Source organism: Promicromonospora sp. CA-289599, assembly GCF_050936155.1.
Classification (GTDB): domain Bacteria; phylum Actinomycetota; class Actinomycetes; order Actinomycetales; family Cellulomonadaceae; genus Promicromonospora.
The window spans coordinates 2,319,591-2,338,269 of the sequence record NZ_JBNJNI010000001.1 but is presented as its reverse complement, the minus strand read 5'-3'; the positions used below and the strand labels follow the sequence as shown (position 1 = coordinate 2,338,269).

18 protein-coding genes and 1 riboswitch are annotated in these 18,679 nt (G+C 72.9%); of the genes, 14 read left to right on the top strand and 4 right to left on the bottom strand.

The features are described from left to right. Nucleotides 1–34 precede the first annotated feature (34 nt). A riboswitch (TPP riboswitch) is annotated at nt 35–139 on the top strand. The 5 genes from ACQEVI_RS10380 (at nt 134) to ACQEVI_RS10360 (ending at nt 6,111) form a co-directional block, all read left to right on the top strand. After that, on the top strand, nt 134–1,219 hold the full coding sequence (locus ACQEVI_RS10380; protein ID WP_432897866.1) for a thiamine ABC transporter substrate-binding protein: 1,086 nt from the start codon (nt 134–136) through the stop codon (nt 1,217–1,219). It overlaps the preceding riboswitch by 6 nt. Next, nucleotides 1,195–2,889, top strand: a complete 1,695-nt coding sequence (locus ACQEVI_RS10375; RefSeq protein WP_432897863.1) for an ABC transporter permease — start codon at nt 1,195–1,197, stop codon at nt 2,887–2,889. Before ACQEVI_RS10380 ends, ACQEVI_RS10375 begins: the two co-directional genes overlap by 25 nt. Then, nucleotides 2,889–3,614, top strand: coding sequence for an ABC transporter ATP-binding protein (locus tag ACQEVI_RS10370; protein ID WP_432897860.1), 726 nt, complete (start codon nt 2,889–2,891; stop codon nt 3,612–3,614). The genes ACQEVI_RS10375 and ACQEVI_RS10370 overlap by 1 nt, the downstream gene beginning before the upstream one ends. 148 nt (nt 3,615–3,762) lie before the next feature. Then, a complete protein-coding gene (locus tag ACQEVI_RS10365; protein WP_432897857.1) occupies nt 3,763–4,185 on the top strand; it encodes a DUF6069 family protein in 423 nt (140 codons plus the stop codon). Nucleotides 4,186–4,269: 84 nt separating this feature from the next. Then, a complete protein-coding gene (locus ACQEVI_RS10360) occupies nt 4,270–6,111 on the top strand; it encodes a CocE/NonD family hydrolase (protein WP_432897854.1) in 1,842 nt (613 codons plus the stop codon). 81 nt (nt 6,112–6,192) lie between these two features. On the opposite strand, the gene ACQEVI_RS10355 is transcribed toward ACQEVI_RS10360, so the two are convergent. Continuing rightward, a complete protein-coding gene (locus ACQEVI_RS10355; protein ID WP_432897851.1) occupies nt 6,193–6,861 on the bottom strand; it encodes a response regulator in 669 nt (222 codons plus the stop codon). Next, on the bottom strand, nt 6,861–8,042 hold the full coding sequence (locus tag ACQEVI_RS10350) for a sensor histidine kinase (RefSeq protein WP_432897848.1): 1,182 nt from the start codon (nt 8,040–8,042) through the stop codon (nt 6,861–6,863). Before ACQEVI_RS10350 ends, ACQEVI_RS10355 begins: the two co-directional genes overlap by 1 nt. 163 nt (nt 8,043–8,205) lie before the next feature. Between ACQEVI_RS10350 and ACQEVI_RS10345 the strand changes: the two genes are divergently transcribed. Beyond that, on the top strand, nt 8,206–8,631 hold the full coding sequence (locus tag ACQEVI_RS10345) for a DUF6069 family protein (protein ID WP_432897845.1): 426 nt from the start codon (nt 8,206–8,208) through the stop codon (nt 8,629–8,631). Here the strand turns inward: ACQEVI_RS10345 and ACQEVI_RS10340 are convergent. After that, nucleotides 8,598–9,002, bottom strand: a complete 405-nt coding sequence (locus tag ACQEVI_RS10340) for a winged helix-turn-helix transcriptional regulator (RefSeq protein WP_432897842.1) — start codon at nt 9,000–9,002, stop codon at nt 8,598–8,600. The genes ACQEVI_RS10345 and ACQEVI_RS10340 overlap by 34 nt on opposite strands. A 124-nt stretch (nt 9,003–9,126) precedes the next feature. Between ACQEVI_RS10340 and ACQEVI_RS10335 the strand changes: the two genes are divergently transcribed. Together ACQEVI_RS10335 and ACQEVI_RS10330 are read left to right on the top strand one after the other, a co-directional pair. Beyond that, nucleotides 9,127–9,480, top strand: coding sequence for a DoxX family protein (locus ACQEVI_RS10335; RefSeq protein ID WP_432897840.1), 354 nt, complete (start codon nt 9,127–9,129; stop codon nt 9,478–9,480). Nucleotides 9,481–9,505: 25 nt separating this feature from the next. Beyond that, a complete protein-coding gene (locus tag ACQEVI_RS10330; RefSeq protein ID WP_432897837.1) occupies nt 9,506–10,597 on the top strand; it encodes a M20 family metallopeptidase in 1,092 nt (363 codons plus the stop codon). Nucleotides 10,598–10,659: 62 nt separating this feature from the next. Here ACQEVI_RS10330 and ACQEVI_RS10325 read toward each other — a convergent pair whose 3' ends face one another. Further along, nucleotides 10,660–11,844, bottom strand: a complete 1,185-nt coding sequence (locus ACQEVI_RS10325) for a PrsW family intramembrane metalloprotease (RefSeq protein WP_432897834.1) — start codon at nt 11,842–11,844, stop codon at nt 10,660–10,662. Between the two features lie 74 nt (nt 11,845–11,918). Between ACQEVI_RS10325 and ACQEVI_RS10320 the strand changes: the two genes are divergently transcribed. From ACQEVI_RS10320 to ACQEVI_RS10295, 6 genes are all read left to right on the top strand, one after another. Continuing rightward, nucleotides 11,919–12,683, top strand: coding sequence for a copper homeostasis protein CutC (locus tag ACQEVI_RS10320; RefSeq protein ID WP_432897831.1), 765 nt, complete (start codon nt 11,919–11,921; stop codon nt 12,681–12,683). Then, nucleotides 12,680–14,368: a glucose-6-phosphate isomerase gene (gene pgi, locus ACQEVI_RS10315; RefSeq protein WP_432897828.1), complete on the top strand. Its 1,689-nt coding sequence runs from the start codon at nt 12,680–12,682 to the stop codon at nt 14,366–14,368. Before ACQEVI_RS10320 ends, pgi begins: the two co-directional genes overlap by 4 nt. Nucleotides 14,369–14,675: 307 nt before the next feature. Beyond that, nucleotides 14,676–15,929 carry a phosphotransferase gene (locus ACQEVI_RS10310; RefSeq protein ID WP_432897825.1) on the top strand — a complete coding sequence of 418 codons (1,254 nt, stop codon included), beginning with the start codon at nt 14,676–14,678 and terminating at the stop codon, nt 15,927–15,929. After that, on the top strand, nt 15,926–17,419 hold the full coding sequence (locus tag ACQEVI_RS10305) for a sensor histidine kinase (protein WP_432897822.1): 1,494 nt from the start codon (nt 15,926–15,928) through the stop codon (nt 17,417–17,419). Before ACQEVI_RS10310 ends, ACQEVI_RS10305 begins: the two co-directional genes overlap by 4 nt. Further along, the gene (locus ACQEVI_RS10300; RefSeq protein WP_432897819.1) at nt 17,416–18,081 is read left to right on the top strand and encodes a response regulator transcription factor; all 666 of its coding nucleotides are present in this window, start codon (nt 17,416–17,418) and stop codon (nt 18,079–18,081) included. The genes ACQEVI_RS10305 and ACQEVI_RS10300 overlap by 4 nt, the downstream gene beginning before the upstream one ends. 127 nt (nt 18,082–18,208) lie before the next feature. After that, complete coding sequence (locus tag ACQEVI_RS10295) at nt 18,209–18,661, top strand: hypothetical protein (protein ID WP_432897816.1); 453 nt, start codon at nt 18,209–18,211, stop codon at nt 18,659–18,661. Nucleotides 18,662–18,679 lie beyond the last annotated feature (18 nt).

Genomic DNA, 18,679 nt, shown 5'->3' with positions numbered 1-18,679 from the left:
TACACCGTAGCGTCCGACCAGCCAGTAGGCTGGCCGGACACGACAGGGGAGCGCCACACGGCGCTGAGAGTGCGGAACACCGCAGACCCTTGAACCTGATCCGGGTAAGACCGGCGGAGGAAGTCGAGGCACGATGTTGCGTCCTACCGGTGCTCGCACGGGCACCATCCATGTTGTTCCGGCCGCCGGAGCGCTCTCCGTGGCGCTCCTGCTCGCCGGGTGCGGCGGCTCTGGGTCCGATGGTTCCGGGACCGGCGGGGGCGACCCGGCGGCGTCGGGCACCGTGACCCTCGTGACCCACGACTCCTGGGCGCTCGACGAGAAGGTCGTCGAGCAGTTCGAGGAGGAGTCCGGGCTGACCGTCGAGGTCAGCGCGGCGGGCGACGCCGGAACCCTGGTGAACCAGCTGGTGCTGACCAAGGACGCCCCGCTCGGCGACGCCGTCTTCGGCATCGACAACACCTTCGCGTCCCGCGCGCTCGAGGCGGGGGTCGTCGAGGAGTACACCCCGGCGGACCTGCCCGACGGCGTCGAGCAGCTGGGCGGCGCGCTCACCCCGATCGACCAGGGCGACGTCTGCGTGAACGCGGACGAGGCCTGGTTCGAGCAGTCGGACCTCGAGGTCCCGAAGACGCTCGAGGACCTGGCCGACCCGGAGTACCGGGACCTGCTCGTGGTGAGCAACCCCGCGACGTCGTCGCCCGGGCTCGCCTTCCTGCTGGCGACCGTCGGGGCGTTCGGCGAGGACGGGTTCGAGGACTACTGGGCGTCCCTGGTCGACAACGGCGTCAAGGTCGCCGACTCGTGGGAGGACGCCTACTACGTGGACTTCTCGGGCGCGGGTGAGGGCGGCGAGCGCCCGCTCGTCCTGTCGTACGCGACCTCGCCGGCCTTCACCGTCAGCGAGGACGGTTCCGGGTCGACCACCAGCGCGCTGCTCGAGACGTGCTTCCGGCAGGTCGAGTACGCGGGGGTGCTCGCCGGGTCGGACAACCCGGAGGGCGCCCAGGCGTTCGTCGACTTCCTGCTCGGCGCGGACGCCCAGGCCGCGCTGCCCGAGTCGATGTACATGTACCCGGCCGACCCCGCCACGGAGCTGCCCGCCGACTGGGAGAAGTTCGCACCCCAGGCGGAGACGCCGTTCGAGGTGGATCCCGCCGAGGTGAGCGAGCACCGCGACGAGTGGATAGAGCGGTGGACAGAGACCGTAGTCGGCTGAGCCTGCGGCCCGCGCCGCTGCTCTGGGGGACGGCGGTCGCCGTCCCCCTCGGGTTCCTCGCCGTCTTCTTCGCCTGGCCCGTGGCCGCGCTGGTGGTCCGCGGGTTCGTGCCCGACGGCGTGCTCGACCTCACCGGTTTCGCGGAGGTGCTGTCCAGCCCGCGCACGTGGCGGCTCGTGTGGCTCACCCTGACCCAGGCTGTGCTCGGCACCGCCTTCTCGGTGCTGCTCGGACTGCCGCTCGCGTACCTGCTCTACCGCCGGTCGTTCCCCGGCCGGGTACTGGTGCGCGGGCTCGTGACGGTGCCGTTCGTGCTGCCCGCCGTCGTGGTCGGCGTCGCGTTCCGCACCCTGTTCGCGCCCGGCGGCACGCTCGGCTTCCTCAGGCTGGAGGAGTCGCTGGCCGGGATAGTCGTCGCCCTCGTCTTCTTCAACGTGTCGGTGGTCGTGCGGACCGTCGGCGGGCTGTGGGAACGGCTCGACCCCAGGACCGAGCAGGCCGCCGCGTCGCTCGGGGCAGGGCCCGCGCGGGTCTTCCGCACGGTGACGCTGCCCTCGCTGGCGCCCGCTGTCGCGTCCGCGGCCGCAGTGGTGTTCCTGTTCTGCGCCACCGCCTTCGGGGTCGTGCTGGTCCTCGGCGGCGTGCGGTACGGCACCATCGAGACCGAGATCTGGACGCGCACCACCCAGTTCCTGGACCTGCGGACGGCCTCGGTGCTCTCGATCCTGCAGCTCGTGGTCATCTCGGGCGCCCTCGCGGTGTCCGCCCGGGCCCGCCGCCGGCGGGAGGCGGCGCTGCGCCTCGTGTCCACGCACGGCTCGGCCAGGCGGTTGTCCTGGCGGTCGCCCCAGGACATGACGACGGCGCTGGTGGGCGCGGCGATCGTCGGCGGGCTCATGGTGCTGCCGCTGGCCGGCCTGGTGACCCGCAGCTTCCGCGAGCCCGACGGCTCCTGGGGACCAGGGAACTACGTGGCGCTCGGGACCACCGGTGAGCGCAACGCACTGGTCGTCACCGTGTGGGAGGCCACCGCTACCTCGCTCCGGACCGCACTGGCCGCGACGGTGATCGCCCTGGTGGTCGGCGGTCTCGTGGCGCTCGTGGTGTCCCGGCGGCCGCGGTCGGTCGGCGCACGCCGCGCCGTCGGGGCGCTGGACGGGCTGTTCATGCTCCCGCTCGGGGTGTCCGCGGTGACCGTCGGATTCGGGTTCCTCATCACCATGGACCAGCCGGTGCTCGGTGTGGACCTGCGGACCTCCGGGCTGCTCGTCCCCGTGGCGCAGGCGGTGGTCGCCGTACCCCTCGTCGTGCGTACGGTGCTGCCCGTGCTCCGGGCTATCGACCCCCGGTTGCGCGAGGTCGCCGCCGTGCTCGGTTCCGGCCCCGGCCGCGTGCTGCGGACCGTGGACCTGCCGATCGCCCTGCGCTCGGTCGGGCTGGCCACCGGGTTCGCCTTCGCGGTGTCGCTCGGTGAGTTCGGTGCGACATCGTTCCTCGCACGGCCCGACGGCGCCACCCTCCCCGTCGTGATCTACCGCCTCATCGGGCGGCCCGGCGCCGAGAACTACGGGATGGCGCTCGCGGCGTCGGTGGTGCTCGCCGTGCTCACCGCGACGGTGATGATGCTGGCTGAGCGGTTGCGCGACGAGCGCGCCGGAGGGGAGTTCTGATGGCTGGGCTGGAAGTTCGGGACGTCAGTGTGCGGTACGGGGGCCCGACCGGGGTGACCGCGGTGGACCGGGTGTCGCTGACCGTCGCGCCCGGCGAGGTGGTCGCGCTGCTCGGCCCGAGCGGGTGTGGCAAGTCGTCGCTGCTGCGTGCGGTGGCCGGGCTCGAGCCCCTGGCCGGCGGCAGCGTCCGGTACGACGGCGAGGACCTCGCCGGGGTGCCGGTCCACAGGCGCAGGTTCGGGCTCATGTTCCAGGAGGGTCAGCTCTTCCCGCACCGGGACGTACGGCGGAACGTCGCCTACGGGCTGGAGACCCAGGACCTGACCCGGGACGAGCGGGACGAGCGGGTGAGCACGCTGCTCGACCTCGTGGGGCTCGCCGGCTACGAGCAGCGGGCCGTGCCCACGCTGTCCGGAGGCGAGCAGCAGCGGGTGGCCCTCGCGCGGGCCCTGGCCCCCCGGCCCCGTCTGCTCCTGCTGGACGAGCCGCTCTCCGCGCTCGATAGGCAGCTCCGGGAACGGCTCGCGAGCGAGGTGCGCTCAGCGCTGGTCGAGACCGGCACGACGGCGGTGTTCGTCACGCACGACCACGCCGAGGCGGCCGCCGTCGCCGACCGGATCGGCGTCATGGACCGGGGGCTGCTGCTGCAGGTCGCCGGCCCGGGCGAGCTGCGGGCCGCACCGGCGTCGGATCGCGTCGCGGAGTTCCTGGGCCTGCGCGGCTGAGCCGTTCCGCCGTCCTACCCCCCGCAACCGGTCGGGCGCGCCCGCCTGAGGGCCATATGACGCGGTACCACAGGCCGATGCCGCCGTGCCCAGACTTCGAGAGGGTGCGCCCAGGCACGACGGACGTGCCGAGGAGCGGAGGAATCTCATGACCGAGAACTCAGCAACCAGCAGCTCGTGGCCCGCCTGGACGGTGCCGCTCGCCGCGGCGGTGGTCGCCGTGGCGGTGTGGCTGGTCGGAGCGGCGTCCGGCGTGAACCTCGAGGCGCAGCTCGGCGCGGACGTGCAGGCGGTCTCGGTGGTGGCGGCGGCGGTCGCCGCGCTCGCGGCGGGCCTCGCCGGCTGGGGCGTGCGAGTGCTGATCGGGCGTCTGGTGCGTGGCGGCGGCGAGGTCGTGTGGTTCGTGCTGTGTGCCGTCGTCCTGTTGGCGTCCATGGTCGGTGCCTTCGCCGGAACCACGCCGGGGGCGGTCGTGGTCCTGGTGAGCATGCACGTGGCGGTGGGTGCGGTCGTCGCGCTGGGCCTCCGCACTGTCGGGCGAGGCGCTACGTCGGGATCGGTTCTCGCCTAAATTCGGGGCATTGCGGGTGAATATTCTCTAACCTCTCAGGTGAACCCAGGCATTTCGGACCTGGGCCCCAGGGAGGACGCCTCGATGAGACTTCGTACGAGACTCAGCAGGACTGCGCCCGCGGTCGCCGCAGCGGCCACGCTCATCTTCGCCGGGAGTGCCGTACCCGCCGCGGTCGCGGGCCCCGCCGGGGCCGTCGCCGGCACGACGGCCACCGCGGGCGACCCCGTCACCCACGACGAGAACGAGCGCGTGCCCGAGGGTGCGGCGTGGACCCAGACGTACTTCCCGTCGGCGGACGGCGCCGAACTGCACGCCGACATCCTGCGGCCCGCCCACCTGGGCCCGAACGTCCGGACGCCGGTCATCCTGTCGATCGGGCCGTACTTCGCGCACGCCGGGCAGACCGGGGACGAGGGCTGGGACGTGGTGGGTCCGTCCGCGCGGTTCCGGGACTTCGTCGACGGCGCCGACCTCATGGCGAACGAGTACACCTTCGTCATGGTGGACATCCGTGGCTACGGCGGCAGCACGGGCTGCCTCGACTGGGTGGGCCCGGGAGAGCAGGCGGACATCGCCGCGGCGATCGAGTGGTCCGCGAGCCGGCGGTGGTCCACGGGCGACGTCGGCATGTACGGCAAGTCGTACGACGCCGTCACCGGGCTGGCCGGCAACAACCTGGACCTCGAGCCGCTCAAGGCGGTGGTGGCCCAGGAGCCGTTGTGGAACATGTACAACTACCTCTGGAGCAACAAGGTCGCCCGGCCAAACCTGACGGGCACCCCCGAGGCGTACAACTTCATCGCCACCATGGAGCCCATGGTGGGCGACAGCAAGCGGTACGCGAAGAACGCCCGCTACGAGGAACGCCACCCCGAGTGCCTGGTGAACAACCTGTCGGACCCGAACGAGCCGGACGTCGAGTCGGAGTACTGGGACGCCCGCAACCTGGCCGAGGACGCCGCAGGCACGGACACGCCGCTGTTCGTGACCCAGGGCTTCATCGAGCCCAACACCAAGCCCGAGGACATGGAGCTCTTTCTCGACAACCACACGGGCGTGGAGCGCGGCTGGCTCGGCCCGTGGGACCACGTGCGGGGCAACGACGTCTCCGACGGGCGCCTCGCGATGGGGCGCGAGGGCTTCTTCGACGAGGTGATGCGGTTCTACGACGAGTTCCTCAAGGGTGTCGAGCCGGGCGTCGAGGACCCGGCGTACGCGATACAGGACAACACCGGCGCCTGGCGTGCGCAGGACACGTGGCCCGAGGCCGACAGCTCGACCCGGGTGCGGCTGCGCGAGGGCGCCTACGTGGACGACGGCGGGCCACGGCCGGCGCGGTCGGCGGGGCCGACGGTGGACCAGCTCGACGGATGGGACATGGAGAACGCGCCGACGCTCGCGCCCTCGCTCGCCCCTTCGCTCGCGCCGGAGAGCCGCGCCGCGGGCGCCGTCAAGTCGTCCTACTGGACGTGGTCGGCGCCCGTCGAGTCGGCGGTGCGGATCACCGGCACGCCGTCGATCACGCTGGACGCGAGCGCGGTCGGGGACGTGCTGGTGCGGCTCTGGGACGTCGCGCCCGACGGACGGGCGACCATGTTCGACGAGAACGCGGCGCTGATCGAGCGCCGGGGGCGGCTGTCGTTCGACCTGAAGTCGACCGACTGGACCCTCGCGGAAGGGCACCAGCTCGGCGTGCAGATCGGGACGATCAACGACAACTCCTGGAACTGGGTGCCCGAGCCGTCCGGCAACACCGTGCGGGTGAGCGGCGCGCGGCTCTCGCTCGACCTGCAGGACCCGGCCGGCGACGTCGCCACCCAGGGGGAGGAGGCGCCCTACCTGGAGCGCTACGTCGCCGTGAACTCGAAGACGCTGTCCGGTGTGGGGAGGGGCAGCTTCCACCTCGGTATCTCGCACTCCTGACGGTGACCTGACCAGCACTCCGGTCTGGCGCCGCCCGGGCCGGGCGCCACCTCGTCGTGGCGCCCGGCCTGTGCGAGAGCCTCAGGCCGCGCCTGCCTGCTGCACGAGCAGCGCCACCTGCGTGCGGTTCTCCACACCCAGCTTCACCAGGACGTTCGAGACGTGCGCCTTCACCGTCGGGACACCGAGATGCAACCGTCGTGCGATCTCCGCGTTGGACGAGCCGCGCCCGATCTCCACGGCCACGTCGCGCTCGCGGTCCGTGAGCCGGTCCAGCGCGGATGCCGCGTCCCGCGCCTCGCCGCCGCCAGCGGCCACCGTGTCCATGAGGCGGCGGGCGATATCGGGTGCGAGCACGGGCTCGCCGAGCGCTGCCGCCCGGACCGCCGACGCGATACGCGCGGGCGGCATGTCCTTGAGCAGGTAGCCGGCGGCCCCTGCGCGGAGCGCCCCCACGACCTCGGTGTCGGTGTCGAACGTCGTCAGCACCACGACGGCGGGCGGCGCCCGCCGGGCCCGCACCCGCCGGGTGGCCTCGATCCCGTCCACGCCCGGCATCCGCAGGTCCATGAGCACGACGTCGGTGGGGTGGGCATCGAGGACCTCGGACACGTCGCCGCCGTCGGCTGCCTCCCCGACGACGTGGATCCCGTCCGACCCGTCGAGCATCAGGCGCAGGCCGGCACGGACCAGCGGGTCGTCGTCGACGATCACTATGCGCGTCTCGCGCGCCTCCGTGCGGGTCTCCATCAGCGCCACGGTATCCGCACGTCCAGCGTGAAGCCGTCGGCGGTGCGGGCGGCCACCAAGGTGCCGCCCAGCAGCTCGACGCGCTCCCGCAGGCCGACCAGCCCGGTGCCTGGTTCGGCGTTCGCGGGTCGGGTCGGGCCGTCGTCGGCCACGGTGATCCGGACCTCGCCCGCGCCAGTGGCCACCGTGACCCGGGCGGCCGCACCCGGTGCGTGCCGCCGGGCATTGGTCAGGCCTTCCTGGACCACGCGAAAGGCGGCAGCGGCGACCGCGGGCGGCGGTTCCGGGTCCTCCGGGAGCTCGAGGACGACGGCGGTCCCGACGGAGCGGGCGGCGTCGACGAGTCCGCGGACGTCGGCAAGGGCGGGCGGCGGGGCCAACCGGTCCGAGCCGTCACGGAGAAGCCGTACCAGCTGTCGCAGGTCCTCCAGCGCGTCCGCCGCACCGGTCCGGATGCGACCGGCGGCCGCCGCGAGCTGTTCCGGCGGAGCATCGGGCCGGAACTCGACCGCGCCCGCCGTCGCGGCCAGCAGGGACAGCCGGTGGCCCAGCGCGTCGTGCATCTCCGCGGCGATCTGGCTGCGCTCGGCGGTGCGGGCCTCCGCCAGCGCACGGCCGCGGTCGAACTCGGCTCGCCTGGCGCGTTCCCGCAGCTCACGCAGCACCTGGGCGCGCGCCTGCCAGAACGCGCCCCAGCCGAGGAGGGCAGCGTGCACCGCGACGACGCACAGCAGCCACCAGCCCAGTGGGAGCGCCGCCGCTCGCCAGAATGCCTGTACCGCATGTGCCACGACGCCCGCGGACGCGATCAGGACCGCCGTCCGGAGCGGGAACCAGCGGGCGACGTGCAGCGTGCCGGCCGTCGCCGCGGGCGTGGCGACGGGCGAGATCGCGGCGAGGACGGTGAGGCCCAGCACGACTGCCACCGGGTGGCGTGACCAGAGCCCGGGGACGAGCGCGAGCGCCAGGACGGCGACCACGGAGTCCAGCACCGTGAGCTGGACCGCGCCGAGATACCCGGGGGCTGCCGAAGCCTGCGTCAGTACCCCCCAGGCCACGGCGGCCGTGAGCACCAGCATCGCCGGCATCCCCACGCGCCACGGGGACCGTAGCCCGCGGTCGAGCCGGGCAGGCCACGCCTCAGCGCCCGGCGGGCATTCCTGCGGTTCACCAGCTGTCATGCCGGTGACTTTACGGACGCCTCCCGGGACCCGGAACCGACCAAGGTCGGGGGTACCCCGGTCGAAGGATTGCACGATGCGGTACTGCAGGCCGATGACGGACGATCCGGACACCACGAGGCTGTCTGCAGGCGCGACGGACGTGCCGAGAAGGAGGACTCCCATGGCTCAGAACACAGCGGTCCGGCATGCGTGGCCCGCCTGGACGGTGCCGCTCGCGGCGGCGGCGGCCGGCGTGGTGGTGTGGTTGATCGGTGCGGCGTTCGGCGTCGACCTCGAAGCGCGCACGGGAGCGAGCACCCAGGCGGTCTCGGTGGTCGCCGTGCTGATAGCGGCGCTCGTGGTCGGCCTGGCGGGCTGGGGCGTGCGAGCTGTGCTCGCACGGCTCACGAAGGGCGGTGGCGAGGTGGCGTGGCTGGTGCTGTGCGGCGTGCTCCTGCTCGCCTCGCTCCTGGGTGCTGTCGCGGGCACGTCGCCGGGCGCGACAGCGATCCTGATGGTCGAGCACGTGGTGGTGGGTGTCGTCGTGGCGCTCGGGCTGCGCCGTGCCGGGGGTCAGGCCTCCGAGCTCGCCTCCACCACGTCGTAGTGCTTGCGTCCCCACTCGCCGAGGGGCTGCAGGGCGCCCACCAGCTCTGCCCCCGCGGGGGTCGGCGCGTAGCGGATCTGCACGGGCATGGTTGGCACGACCTCGCGTGCGATGAACCCCTGCCGTTCCAGCTCGCGCAGGCGCTGGGTCAGGAGCCGGTCGGAGATGCCGCGGACGTAGCGGCGGTACTCGACGAAGCGCCGCGCCCCCGCGACGCCCGCGTAGAGAATGGCTCCCGACCAGCGCCGGCCGGCCAGCTCGAGGGTGCGCTGGAAGACGGTGCACGCCTCCTCGTTCGCCAGGGTCGGTGCTCCGGTGTCCGGCAGGGGGACCAGGGCCGGGGAGCGGGGGACTGTCGCCTCGGAAGTCACTTACTCATAGTGAGTTGCTAACCCGGTCCTTGGCAAGTCCCGGTGAGTGCCGGACGATGCGTGAGGCGTCCGGACGGGCGCCGGCTCTCGCCGGGTGCGCCCGGTCATCGTCCTCGGAGGACCCGTGTTCGTTGCGTCTGTAGTCGTCTCTGCCCTGCTCGCCCTGGTCACCGCGTTCAGCGGCTACGGCAAGCTGACGGGCAACCCGCAGGTGGTCGAGCCGCTCACCACCAAGCTCGGTGTGCCCAAGAAGTTCATCCCGGTGCTCGGCACGCTGCTGGTCGCCGGCGCGATCGGCACCGCCGTCGGGATCTGGTGGGCGCCGATCGGCATCGCTGCCACCGGGTGCTTCGTCCTGTACTTCCTGGGTGCGGTCATCACGCACCTCCGTGCGAAGGACTGGCCGGGAGTCGGACCGACGGCCGGCCTGCTGGTGCTCTCGGCAGCGGCTCTCGTGCTGCGCCTGCTCTCGCTCTGACCCGGGTGACGGCTACCGTGCGGGCATGACTTCTCCCGCCCCCGACGCCCTGCTCGCCGACCTCCGGACGCTTGTCGAGTGCGAGTCGCCGTCGTCGGACCCGGAAGCACTCGCCCGGTCCGCCGACCTGGTGGCCCGGCTGGGCACCGCGCACCTGGGTGTCGAGCCCGAGCGGCTCGGTGTCCACCTGCGGTGGCGGCTCGGCGGCCCCACGCGCGTGCTGGTGCTGGCGCACCACGACACGGTGTGGCCGATCGGCACCCTGCGGACGCACCCGTTCGAGATCTCCGACGGCGTGCTGCGCGGCCCCGGCAGTTTCGACATGAAGACTGGCCTGGCGATGGCGCTGCACGTGCTGGGGTCCCTCGACGACCGGACCGGGGTCACCCTCCTGGTGAACGGCGACGAGGAGATCGGCTCGCCGTCGTCCCGGAAGCTCATCGAGGACGAGGCCCGTGGGGCGGACGCCGCCCTCGTGCTGGAGGCCTCGGCCGACGGCGGCGCGCTCAAGCTCGAGCGCAAGGGCACCTCCATCTACCGCGTGCTGGTGAAGGGCAGGGCCGCGCACGCGGGCCTGGAGCCCGAGAAGGGTGTCAACGCGTCGGTCGAGCTGGCGCACCAGGTGCTGGCGGTCGCCGGGCTCGGTGACCCGGCGCTCGGCACGACCGTGACGCCGACGGTCGCCACCTCCGGCACCACGGGTAACACCGTCCCGGCCGAGGCTTCGTTCGCGGTGGACGTCCGTGCCCGGACGGTGGCCGAGCAGGAGCGGGTCGACTCCGCGATGCGCGCCCTGGTTCCGGTGCTGCCCGACGCCGTGCTCGAGATCGAGGGCGGCATCAACCGGCCGCCGCTGGAGGGTGCGCTGTCCGCCGCGCTCTTCGCCCGCGCGTCGCGGATCGCCGCGGAGAACGGCCTGCCGCCCCTCACCGGCGTGGCGGTCGGCGGGGCGTCGGACGGCAACTTCGCCGCCGGCGTCGGCACGCCCACGCTCGACGGGCTGGGTGCGGTGGGCGGCGGCGCCCACGCCGCCGACGAGCACGTCCTGACGGACCACCTCCAGGACCGTGCAACGTTGCTCCGCGCCCTGATCACGGACCTCACCACAATCCGTTGAGTGCTGGATATTCGCCCTTTTCTGCGGCTTGAGGGGGCGAATATCCAGCACTCAACGAGGGGTCAGGGGCGGGTCGGGGGGCCGAAGCCTGTGGCGCCCCATGGGGTCGCCGGGGGGCGGGGTTGCCTCGCGAGGAAGGCGGCCCGGGCCTGCTGCATGACCCACACCAGGTACTGCCGCTGCTGCTCCAGCCCGTGCGGGTCGAGATCCCCCTGCGCACCGGCGCGTTGGTGCAGCAGGGCGAGCTCGGTCGCGGCCTGCTGGTAGTCGGTCATCGCGCGCTCGGCGGGGCGGCCGCCCACGGACCGGGCCCAGCTCCGGGCCGCGCGGCGGCCGGGCAGCGTCGACAGCATCCGCAGGTCGTCGTGCGTGACGATGCCGACCGGGCCGTACAGCGGTAGGTAGTGGCCGATGAGCTGGACGATCCGACGGCGGTCCCGCGCCAGGATCACGATCAGGCCGATCAGCACCACGAAGCCGACCAGGTAGGCGAAGGCCAGGCCGCCGATCCCGAACTTCGTGGAGCCGTTCCACAGGCTGTGCAGAGCGATGGCGCCCAGGAGCCCGTACAGCGGAGCCCGCCGGCGCAGCTTTCCGGGCCCGGCCAGCGCGGCGACCGCCACGCCGATGCCGGTCATCGCCGTGCACAGCGGGTGCAGCAGCGGCGAGACGATGGCCCGCAGCACGAACACGTACCCGAGCTGGTCCGCCTCGAGGGCGTCGATGAAGTACTGGATGTTCTCCGTCGCCGCGAAGCCGAGGCCTACCATCGCGGCGTAGATGACGCCGTCGGTGGGGCCGTTCAGCTCCTGGCGCCGCCACCAGAGCATGCCGAACAGGACCGCACCCTTCAGCAGCTCCTCGACCACCGGTGCGCCGAACGTCGCGACGATGTACCAGCCTTCCTCCTCGCCGGTGAGCTCGGTCTCGGTGAGCAGCGACAGCCCGAGCGTGTTCAGGATGCTCGCGAACAGCGCGGCGACCCCCGCACCCCACAGGAACGCGAAGACCAGGGCGTTCGGCGGCTCCGGCTCCAGCCGGTCCAGCGCGAGCACCAGCGGCAGCCAGACGGCGACGGGCAGCACCGCGAGCGACAGCCCCACGACGAACGACGCGCCGCCCGTGATCGCGTCGAACGCGAGGATGACGAGGAGGCACACCGACGCGAAGACGATCCCCAGGATCACTCCGATCGGGGCACGCCCGGGGGCACGACCCGTGAGGATCGCACTGGGATCGATAGCCATGCCAGGGACCCTACCGACTCGGCGGCGGACACGGCGGGCGACAGACCGCCCCGGGGCCCGGCTACGCTGGCGTCGTGCCCCAACGTGTCGCTCTCGAGCTCGCTGTCCAGGATCCGGCCGGGGCGGTGATCGCTGCCGGCGTCGGCGCCCGGCGCGTCGAGCTCTGCTCCGCGCTCGGCGCCACCGGCGGCATCACGCCGAGCGCCGCGCTCGTCGAGGCGGTGGTCGACGCCGCGGCGGTGGTCCCGTCGTCCGACAGCTCCCCGATCCTCGAGGTGCACGTCCTGGTGCGCCCCCGCCCGGGCGGCTTCGTGTACTCGGCCGCCGAGACCGACCTGATGCTGCGGGACGTCACCCTGGCGACCGACCAGGGCGCCGACGGCGTTGTGGTGGGCGCCCTGACGCCGTCCGGCACCGTGGACGTCCGGCGGATGCGCGACCTGGTCGCCGCCGCCGAGGACGCCGAGGTGACGTTCCACCGCGCGCTCGACGTGATCGCGGACCCGATCGCCGCGCTCGACACGCTGGCCGAGCTGGGCGTCACAAGGGTGCTCACCTCCGGCGGCGCGGCCCGCGCGGGCGAGGGCCTGGACCGGCTGGCCGCCCTGGTCGAGCACAGCGCCGAGCTGGGCATCGAGATCATGGCGGGCGGCGGCGTCACGGCGGCGGACATCCCGGCGCTGCTGCGCATCGGCGTGGACGCCGTGCACCTCTCCGCGAAGCGCACGGTGGTCGACGCCGCAGGCCCGGGCGGCGGGGACGAGGCAGGCTACGAGGTGACGGATCAGACACTCGCCGAGGCTGCGGCGCAGGCGCTCCGCACTACGGTTGTCTCATGACCTCAGAGCCGGCCCGTGGGCCTGTCGACGCCACCACCACCAACGCCTGGGGCTCGCTCACCGAGCTCTCCAAGAACCTCCGGCCGGACCTGCGCGGCTGGTTCGCCGCCGACCCGGCCCGGGCCGAACGCCTGAGCCACCAGGCCGCCGACCTGCACGTCGACCTGTCGAAGAACCTGGTGACGGACGAGGTGCTCGCCTCGCTCCTCGCCCTTGCCGACGAGGTGCGGCTCACCGAACGCCGCGACGCGATGTTCGCCGGCGAGCACATCAACGTCACCGAGGACCGCGCGGTGCTGCACACGGCGCTGCGCCGCCCGTCCGACGAGCCGCTGACCGTGGACGGCCAGGACGTCACCGCCGACGTGGCCGACGAGCTCGCCAAGGTCTACGCGTTCGCCGAGAAGGTCCGCTCCGGCGAGTGGACCGGTGTCACGGGCGAGCCCGTGCGGACGATCGTGAACATCGGCATCGGCGGCTCCGACCTCGGCCCGGTCATGGCGTACGAGGCCCTGGAGCCCTACGTCCAGGACGGTCTGGAGGTCCGGTTCGTCTCGAACATCGACCCCACCGACGTCGCGCAGAAGACCGCCGACCTCGACCCGACGACCACGCTCTTCATCGTCGCCTCCAAGACCTTCGGCACGCTGGAGACCCTCACCAACGCCCGCCTCGCACGCGACTGGCTGTGGCGCTCGCTGGTCGCGGCCGGCGCCGTCGAGGACTCCGACGACGGCCGCTCCGACGCCGTCGCGAAGCACTTCGTGGCCGTGTCCACCGCCCTGGACAAGGTGGCGGCGTTCGGGATCGACCCCGAGAACGCCTTCGGGTTCTGGGACTGGGTGGGCGGCCGCTACTCCGTCGACTCGGCGATCGGCACGTCGCTCGCCATCGCGATCGGGCCGGACGCGTTCGCCGAGCTCCTGGCCGGCTTCCACGCGATGGACGAGCACTTCCGGACCACGCCGCTCGAGAACAACGTGCCCGTCCTGATGGGGCTGCTCAACGTCTGGTACGTGAACTTCCGCGACGCGCACACGCACGCCGTCCTGCCATACGCGCAGCAGCTGCACCGGTTCCCGGCCTACCTGCAGCAGCTCACCATGGAGTCCAACGGCAAGTCCGTGCGCTGGGACGGCACGCCCGTCACCTCCGACACCGGCGAGGTCTTCTGGGGCGAGCCCGGCACCAACGGGCAGCACGCGTTCTACCAGCTCATCCACCAGGGCACACGCACCATCCCGGCGGACTTCATCGCCGTCGCGAACCCCGCCTACCCGCTGCGCGACGCCGAGGCCGACGTGCACGGCCTGTTCCTCGCGAACTTCTTCGCGCAGACCAAGGCGCTCGCGTTCGGCAAGACGGCCGACGAGGTGCGGGCCGAGGGCGTCGCCGAGGACCTGGTCTCGGCCAAGGTGTTCAGCGGCAACCGGCCGACGACGTCGATCCTCGCCCCCGCGCTGACCCCGTCCGTGCTGGGCCAGCTCGTCGCGCTGTACGAGCACATCACGTTCGTGCAGGGCGTCGTGTGGGGCATCGACTCGTTCGACCAGTGGGGCGTCGAGCTCGGCAAGAAGCTCGCGCTGGAGATCGCCCCGGCGGTCGCCGGTGACGAGGCAGCCCTGGCGGCGCAGGACCCGTCGACTGCGGCGCTGATCGCGAGGTACCGCGAGCTGCGCGCCTGACGACGCCGAACCGCAGGTTACGCGTCGATCCGGGCAGTGATCGACGCGTAACCTGCGGTTCGGCGCGGTTGATGACTGGGAACTTGCGGTTCGGCACGACTCCGCCGCTCGGAGGACCCGTAACTTGCGGTTCGGCACGGCGCGGCCCCCGGGGGACTCGTAGCTTGCGGTTGGGCGGATGGGGCGACCTGGTGCACCCCCCGCCGTACCCGCCGGCGACCGAGTACCGGGCCGCGTCGGTGCCGGGTTAGAGGATTCTCATCCGAATCGGAGGGCTTCGCCGGGTACCGGCTGCGAGGATGAGCGGGTGAACACGCACCTCGACCTGCTGACCGGTGACGCCGCTGCGGGGCTCCTCGATGCGGCCGTGGCCACGGCCGGCGGCGAGCTCGTGGACTGGCGGGTGCGTCAGGTGGACCATCGCCCTGGCTCGACGACCACCGTCGCCTACCGGGCGACGGTCCGCTGGGACGGCATCGAGCGGTCCGAGACGCTCGGCGCGAGCGTCGGCCGTTCCCGTGACGGCCGCCACCCGGGCGTGGTCACGCTGTCCGACGGCGACGCGACGGTCGCCGTGTGGCGCTTCCCCGGCGACCCGGCGCTGCCCGCCCTGCCCCGCGCCTTCAACACGGCCGCGGTCGAGGAGCTCCTGGCCGGCCTCGGCGTCAGCCCGGAGGCCCGCACCGACCCCGTGCTCAAGGTCCGGGCCTACCGCCCGACGCGGCGTGCGGTGATCGAGGCGACGGCCGCGTCGTCCCGGGTGTTCCTCAAGGTGCTGCGCCCCCGCAAGGTCGCCGACCTGCACCGTCGGCACGAGCTCCTGTCGCGGGCCGGCCTGCCGGTCCCGCGTCCCCTCGGCTGGTCGGACGACGGCCTCCTCGTGCTGTCCCCGCTGCACGGCACCGAGATGCGTGCCGCCGTGCGGGACGGCGGGCGTATCCCGTCCCCGCTCGAGGTGCTGGACCTGCTCGACCGGCTGCCCGCCGAGGTGCGCGACCTGCCGCGGCGCCCCGCGTGGAGCGACTCGGCCGAGCACTACGCGGGCGTCATCGGGGCGGCGCTGCCCGCGGAGGCAGGCCGGGCCGCCGACCTGGCCGGCGCCGTCCGGACGCGTCTCGCGGAGCGCGGGACCGGTGCGGACCCCACGCACGGCGACCTCTACGAGGCCCAGATCATGCTCACCGACGGCCGGATCACCGGCCTGCTCGACGTCGACTCCGCGGGCCCCGGCCACCGTGCCGACGACCTCGCATGTCTCGTCGCGCACCTGGACGTGCTGTCCCTCGTGCACGGGAAGGATCCCGCGCAGGCCACGCACGCGGCCAGGATGCGTCAGCTCGCCGCGGACTACGCCGCCGGGTTCGTGGCGGCCCCGGGCGGCCGGGGCGCCGACCGGAGCGACCTCGCCGCGCGTGTCGCCGGGGTGCTGCTCTCGCTGGCCACCGGGCCGCACCGCGTGCAGGAGCGCGGGTGGCGGGCGGCGACGTCGCGCCGCCTGGACGTCGTGGCCTCGTGGCTCGACGGGTCCAGGCTCGCGTCGTCCGGCGTGGGCCGCGCATGAGCCTGCGCCGGCCGACGGTCCGGGCCAAGGTCGTGACCACGGTGGTGGCCGTGACCGCCATCGGGCTGCTCGCGACGGGCCTGCTGACCCACGCCATCCAGACCCGGCAGATCATGGAGGACATCTCCGAGGACTTCGACCAGGAGATCAGGGAGCTGCAGCAGCTCGCGGAGAACGGCGTGGACCCGGAGACGGGCGAGGAGTTCCGCGGCGCGGGCCGGCTCATGAGCGTCGCCATGGAACGGAACGTCCCGGGCAACTACGAGATGTTCGTGAGCTACCTGGACGGCAGGCACCAGCAGACCAACCCATCGGGGAGAGGAAGGGTGGTCGCGGAGAGCGCGGTGGTCCAGGACGTCGTCGACGGCCTCACCCCGCAGTCGGAGCGCACGGTCCAGCGTGAGATCGACACGGAGATCGGCCGGGTGTGGTTCGTCGTCGTCCCGGTGACGGTGCCCGACCGTCAGGAGGTGGGCGCGTACGTCATGGCCTCCGCGCTGGACGAGGCGCTCGAGGCGGAGACCGCCGTGATGCGCACCTACGCGATCGTCTGCTGCGTGGCGCTGGTGCTGCTGGGGCTGTTCGCCTGGCTGGTGGTCAGCCGCCTGCTGCGCCCGCTGCGGCAGCTGAGCTCGACCGCCACCCTGGTCACCGAGACCGATCTGTCCCAGCGGGTTCCCGTGGCCACCGAGGACGACCTCGGCGAGCTGGCGGGCGCGTTCAACACGATGCTCGACCGGCTGTCCACGGCCATCGAGACCCAGCGCCAGTTCCTGGACGACGCCGGGCACGAGCTCCGCACCCCGCTGACCGTCCTGCGCGGCCACCTGGAGGTGCTCGACCCCGACGACCCGGCGGACGTGCGCGAGACCCGGGACCTCCTGCTCGACGAGACGTCCCGGATGGGCCAGATCGTCGAGGAGCTGGTGCTGCTCGCCAAGGCGGAGCGGGCCGACTTCGTCTCCACCGCCTCGGTCGACCTGGGCCGCTTCACCGACGACGTGCACGACAAGGCCCGCGCGCTGGGCGCGCGCCGCTGGGTCGTGGACGCCCGGGCCGACGCCGAGGTGGTCGCCGACGTGCACCGGCTCACCCAGGCGGTGCTGCAGCTCGCGGACAACGCGGTGAAGTTCACCGGGCCGGACGACGACGTGGGCATCGGCACGCAGGTGTTCGACGGACCTGCGGGCCGTCAGGTGCTGCTCTGGGTGCGTGACACCGGGCCCGGCGTGCCACCCGAGGAGGCGGACCGCATCTTCGACAGGTTCGCGCGGGGCAGCACGACCGGCGGGGTCTCCGGTTCGGGCCTCGGCCTCGCCATCGTGCGGGCCATCGCGCAGGGGCACGGCGGGGACGTGGTGGTCGAACGGTCGGACGGCGGCGGGGCGCGCTTCATGATGACCTGGCCGGCCGACGGCGCAGCGCCGTCGGGCCCGTCGGGCACGCAGGCAGGGACCAGGAGCGCGGCGACCGAGGAGAAGGCACGTTGAACCAGATCCTGATCGCGGAGGACGAGGAGCGCATCGCGCAGTTCGTGCGCAAGGGCCTCAAGGCGCACGGGTTCCAGCCGACCGTGGTGTCCGACGGCGCGTCGGCGCTGGCCCACGCGATGTCCGGCGGCTACGACCTCATGGTCCTGGACATCGGGCTGCCCGTGCTGGACGGCTTCACGGTGCTGCAGCGCCTGCGCGACGTCGGCTCCACGCTGCCGGTGGTGATCCTGACCGCCCGGGACTCGCTCTCCGACCGGGTGGCGGGCCTGGAGGGCGGGGCGGACGACTACATGTCCAAGCCGTTCGGGTTCGACGAGCTGCTCGCCCGGATCAAGCTGCGGCTGCGGCGGACGACGGGGGAGGCGGCGTCGTCGGACCGCCTGGAGCACGGCGACGTCGGGCTCGACCTGCGCACGCGAACCGCCACCGTGGCGGGGCGCGAGGTGGAGCTCTCGGCACGGGAGTTCGCGCTCGCGGAGGTGTTCCTGCAGCATCCGGGCCAGGTCATGTCCCGTGAGCAGCTGCTGTCGCGGGTCTGGGGATACGACTTCGACCCGGGGTCCAACGTGGTCGACGTCTACGTGCGGTACCTGCGCAAGAAGCTCGGAGCGGACCGCATCGAGACGGTGCGCGGGGCGGGCTACCGGTTCAAGGGCTGACGCCCGGGGCGCCTTCCCGGACATGAGAGGCGTCTCATGCGGCTCTCCTCGTCGCCTCATCCAGGCGGCGCAGACTATCTGTCAGGAGGCACCCGGACCGGGTGCCACGAGACCGGAGGTCACAGAGATGAACCCGTCGACCATGAAGAAGCGCTGGGCCATCGTCGGAGCAGCCGCCGTGCTCGGCGTCGCCGGCGCGACGACGGCAACGGCGCTGAACGACCCGGCCCCCCGGACCGAGTCCTCCGCGGCCGTCACCCTGGACGGCGCCCCGCAGCCCGACAGCGGCACGGGCACCACGACCGACCCCTCGCCGGAGTCGGCGGACTCGCCGAACGAGTCGGCACGCGACACCCCGGGCTCCGCGCAGTCGGCGGACTCGCCGGGTGACGCGAACTACGACCCCTCGCCGGAGTCGGCGGACTCGCCGAACGAGTCGGCGACCGACACCCCGGGCTCCGCGCAGTCGGCGGACTCGCCGGACGACTCGAACTACGTCGACGACCAGGACGACAACACCCCGGACGACAACACCCCGAACGACGCGGACGACGACGCGGACGACCGGAACGACGACTGACACCAGCGCGGCGGACCA

What these genes read in the sequence shown, in the direction of transcription:
- ACQEVI_RS10380 (WP_432897866.1), top strand. Translation starts at nt 134, where the DNA reads ATGTTGCGTCCTACCGGTGCTCGCACGGGCACCATCCATGTTGTTCCG.
- ACQEVI_RS10370 (WP_432897860.1), top strand. Translation starts at nt 2,889, where the DNA reads ATGGCTGGGCTGGAAGTTCGGGACGTCAGTGTGCGGTACGGGGGCCCG.
- ACQEVI_RS10365 (WP_432897857.1), top strand. Translation starts at nt 3,763, where the DNA reads ATGACCGAGAACTCAGCAACCAGCAGCTCGTGGCCCGCCTGGACGGTG.
- ACQEVI_RS10360 (WP_432897854.1), top strand. Translation starts at nt 4,270, where the DNA reads ATGAGACTTCGTACGAGACTCAGCAGGACTGCGCCCGCGGTCGCCGCA.
- ACQEVI_RS10355 (WP_432897851.1), bottom strand. Translation starts at nt 6,861, where the DNA reads ATGGAGACCCGCACGGAGGCGCGCGAGACGCGCATAGTGATCGTCGAC.
- ACQEVI_RS10350 (WP_432897848.1), bottom strand. Translation starts at nt 8,042, where the DNA reads ATGACAGCTGGTGAACCGCAGGAATGCCCGCCGGGCGCTGAGGCGTGG.
- ACQEVI_RS10345 (WP_432897845.1), top strand. Translation starts at nt 8,206, where the DNA reads ATGGCTCAGAACACAGCGGTCCGGCATGCGTGGCCCGCCTGGACGGTG.
- ACQEVI_RS10330 (WP_432897837.1), top strand. Translation starts at nt 9,506, where the DNA reads ATGACTTCTCCCGCCCCCGACGCCCTGCTCGCCGACCTCCGGACGCTT.
- ACQEVI_RS10325 (WP_432897834.1), bottom strand. Translation starts at nt 11,844, where the DNA reads ATGGCTATCGATCCCAGTGCGATCCTCACGGGTCGTGCCCCCGGGCGT.
- pgi (WP_432897828.1), top strand. Translation starts at nt 12,680, where the DNA reads ATGACCTCAGAGCCGGCCCGTGGGCCTGTCGACGCCACCACCACCAAC.
- ACQEVI_RS10305 (WP_432897822.1), top strand. Translation starts at nt 15,926, where the DNA reads ATGAGCCTGCGCCGGCCGACGGTCCGGGCCAAGGTCGTGACCACGGTG.
- ACQEVI_RS10295 (WP_432897816.1), top strand. Translation starts at nt 18,209, where the DNA reads ATGAACCCGTCGACCATGAAGAAGCGCTGGGCCATCGTCGGAGCAGCC.